A 2,536-nucleotide genomic window follows, 5' to 3' on the forward strand; every position below is an offset into this window, starting at 1 on the left:
TCGGAATACTGGAGGGTTCAAATAGGTCCCGCGTCGCAGATCTCGCCGCAAGTCCAGCGCGGGACCTATTTGAAGCTGGATTGAACGAAGCCGCGTCTTGTGAGCGAGGACCTATGGGGGCTCGATCTAGGCGCCGGTAGGCGCGATTGACCCGATGTCGGGCCCGCGAGCGAGTGTGGCCGCAGATTGCCGTTGATATTGGCAGCAGAGGATGCCGGCGTCGATAGCGTCGAACGGCGCGTCAAGCCCAAGCGGCTGACTATCGCCCGTTCGCCGCGCGTTGTGAGCGTGCTTGATCGTTCCGACGGAGAACGTCGGCATGGCGATGCCTGCAGTGGGAGCGAACAAGTCGAGGTAGTCGGTCATGATGTATCGCAGCGAGGTGCTGCGCGTCGCGGCGTTTGCGCACGCGGCACAGGCCCAATCTCGACCATGCGGCCTCCGCAGATGGGGCACAAGTCGAGGCGGTGACCAATGAGGATGGCGCAGCGCTCACGATAGTCGACAGCTTCGGCAGGCGGAGGCGGCTCTGGCGCCTTTAGCGCCGCTCGGATGCGCGCGAGTTTGGCGACGCGGCAGGCGTTCGCCAGGAAGCCAAAATGACGGATGCGGCGAAACCCCTTCGGCAATACGTGGAGCAGAAAGCGACGAAGGAACTCCTCAGTGTCGAGCGTCATCACTTTGGATCTGTTGCCAGCGCGATAATCCTTCCACCGGAAGCGGACGTGGCCCTGGTCACAGGTAAGGAGCCGGCCGTTGGCGATTGCAACGCGATGGGTGTAGCGCCCGAGATAGGCCAGAACCTGTTCTGGTCCGCCGAAGGGACGCTTGGCGTAGACGACCCACTCGACCTTGCGGAGGGCGGTTAGATGGCGGGCGAATGCCGCTGGCTCGACGAGGTGCGCGAGATGGCCGAAGAACTGGAGCTTGGTGCCATTGAACGCCGCCTGCAGGCGCTCCAGGAACAGCCGACGATACAATCGTGACAGGACGCGAACGGGAAGGAAGAAGCCGGGGCGACAATGAACCCAGCTTCCATCAGGGGCGATCCCGCCGCCTGGCACGAGGCAATGGGCATGCGGATGATGCGTCAGGGTCTGGCCCCAGGTATGGAGAATGGCGATCATCCCGGTCTCGGCACCGAGATGCTTCGGGTCGGCGCTGATGAGACGGATCGTCTCGGCTGCTGCCTTGAGCAGGATGTCGTAGACCGCCGTCTTGTTCTGCAGCGCGATGGCGGCCACCGGCGCCGGCACGGTGAAGACGACATGGAAATAGGGGACCGGCAGCAGGTCGGCCTGGCGCTCGGCGAGCCATTGGGCGCGCGCGAGCGCTTGGCACTTTGGACAGTGCCGATCGCGACAGCTGTTATAGGCGACGCGGACCAGGCCGCAGTCGTCGCACCGCTCGACGTGGCCGCCGAGCGTCGCTGTGCGACACGCCTCGATGGCCGCCATCACACGGCGCTGATCGGAGGACAGCCGAGGACCCTGCGCGGCACGGAAGGCGCCGCCGTGGCGGCGGAGGATGTCCGCCACCTCGAGCACGGGGCGCATATGCGCAGCTCAGTCGGGTGGGATCACCCTGACGGAGAGTCCATCGAATGGGCTGGTCGTGCGGGCGAGCAGGTTGGTCGCAACCTGAGCGTAGCGCGCGGTCGATCCCAGGTCGGCATGTCCGAGCAGAACTTGAATGATGCGAATGTCGATCCCGCTTTCCAGGAGATGGGTCGCAAACGAGTGCCGGAGCGTATGGACAGTAATCGGCTTGGCAAGCCGAGCGCGGCGGCGGGCGGCGCGGCAGGCCGCCTGGACGCAGCGGACGCTGACATGTTCACTTGGGTCTTGGCCTGGAAATAGCCACAGCCCCGGTCGGGCTCGCATCCAGTACGTACGCAGAATCTCCAGCAGTCGCGGAGAAAGCATCGCGTAACGATCCCTGCCGCCCTTACCGTTCTCGATGTGGATCAACATTCGCTTGCTGTCGATCGAGCTCACCTTCAGGCGGACGACTTCACTAACCCGTAAGCCAGCCGCATAAGCCGTCGCCAGCACGACGCGATTGCGCACCCCTGTAACCGCGTCCAGGAAGCGCTCGATCTCTTCGGCACTAAGCACGAGCGGGAGCTTGTCGGGCTTCTGGCCACCAATGATCCGCTCGAATGCCTCCGTCTGCCCGAGTGTGACGCCGTAGAAGAACCGCAGCGCGCAGGCCACCTGATTGATGTGGGACCACGAGCGCTTTTGGCCGATGAGATGTAGTTGGTAGGCGCGGACCTGCTCGAAACTCAACCGGTCCGGGGCATAGCCGAAATGGCGGCTAAACTTTGCGATCGCATAGATATAGGATTGTTGAGTCGACGGCGACAGATTGCGGACCGTCATGTCCTCGATCATGCGCTGCCGAAGAGGGCTCATCGTAGCCATCTGGGTCTCCTGTCTTGAGAGGGGTGGTGCGAAGACCAACATCCTCTCAGACAGGACACCTCAGTTCAGCAGGTTTGCCCCCTACTGCCGCGTAGCGGGTTCGTTCAATC

Annotated in this window: 3 protein-coding genes; all 3 read right to left on the reverse strand. The window is 63.3% G+C overall.

From position 1 onward, the window contains the following. Positions 1–126: 126 nt before the first annotated feature. The 3 genes from L6637_RS42125 to L6637_RS42135 are packed head-to-tail and all read right to left on the reverse strand — an operon-like array spanning position 127 to position 2,426. On the reverse strand, positions 127–366 hold the full coding sequence (locus L6637_RS42125; RefSeq protein WP_128929832.1) for a hypothetical protein: 240 nt from the start codon (positions 364–366) through the stop codon (positions 127–129). Further along, entirely contained in the window at positions 363–1,556 is a 1,194-nt protein-coding gene (locus tag L6637_RS42130; RefSeq protein WP_128929833.1) for an IS91 family transposase, read from the reverse strand. The genes L6637_RS42125 and L6637_RS42130 overlap by 4 nt, the downstream gene beginning before the upstream one ends. Positions 1,557–1,565: 9 nt before the next feature. Next, on the reverse strand, positions 1,566–2,426 hold the full coding sequence (locus tag L6637_RS42135; protein ID WP_164935788.1) for a tyrosine-type recombinase/integrase: 861 nt from the start codon (positions 2,424–2,426) through the stop codon (positions 1,566–1,568). Positions 2,427–2,536: the final 110 nt, after the last annotated feature.

The organism is Bradyrhizobium zhengyangense, assembly GCF_022012435.1.
Classification (GTDB): Bacteria; Pseudomonadota; Alphaproteobacteria; order Rhizobiales; family Xanthobacteraceae; genus Bradyrhizobium; species Bradyrhizobium zhengyangense.

Excerpts from the sequence above, each read along its gene's own strand:
- L6637_RS42125 (WP_128929832.1), bottom strand. The coding sequence starts at position 366 with ATGACCGACTACCTCGACTTGTTCGCTCCCACTGCAGGCATCGCCATG.
- L6637_RS42135 (WP_164935788.1), bottom strand. The coding sequence starts at position 2,426 with ATGGCTACGATGAGCCCTCTTCGGCAGCGCATGATCGAGGACATGACG.
- L6637_RS42130 (WP_128929833.1), bottom strand. The coding sequence starts at position 1,556 with ATGCGCCCCGTGCTCGAGGTGGCGGACATCCTCCGCCGCCACGGCGGC.